This is a genomic window from Pseudomonas viridiflava (genome assembly GCF_900602065.1).
Classification (GTDB): Bacteria; Pseudomonadota; Gammaproteobacteria; order Pseudomonadales; family Pseudomonadaceae; genus Aquipseudomonas.
The window spans coordinates 1-581 of sequence record NZ_UWFN01000214.1; the positions used below are offsets into that span (position 1 = coordinate 1).

1 pseudogene is annotated in these 581 nt (G+C 66.8%); it reads left to right on the forward strand.

What is annotated here, in order from left to right:
- Positions 1-581, forward strand: a pseudogene (locus tag EE949_RS12895) (ABC transporter ATP-binding protein); the annotation flags it as partial.

Sequence of the window (581 nt, forward strand, 5' to 3'; positions counted from 1 at the left end):
GCCCTACCTCGGGTGAATACCTGTTTGCAGGCGAAAACGTCGCGGAGCTGGGCAGCGACGAGCTGGCCTGGCTGCGCCGCGAAGCGTTCGGCTTCGTGCTTCAGGGCTATCACCTGATCCCGTCCGGCTCGGCACAGGAAAACGTCGAGATGCCGGCGATCTATGCTGGCACGCCTGCTGCGCAACGCCATGCCCGTGCCGCCGCCTAGCTGGACCGGCTGGGGCTTGGCTCGCGCACCGGCAATCGCCCGCATCAACTCTCCGGCGGCCAGCAGCAACGAGTGTCCATTGCCCGCGCCTTGATGAGCGGCGGCCACATCATCCTGGCCGATGAGCCGACCGGCGCACTGGACAGTCACAGTGGCGCGGAAGTGATGACGTTGCTGGACGAGCTGGCCAGTCAGGGCCACGTCGTCATTCTGATTACCCACGACCGCGACGTCGCCGCCCGCGCCAGGCGCGTCATCGAAATCAGCGACGGGCGGATTGTCAGCGATACGCTCAGCGAGACCACTGGGGATGCTCAGCCAACGGGGGCTCTGCAAGCGGTGGATCTGCGGGCACGACTGGCCCAGGGCAGC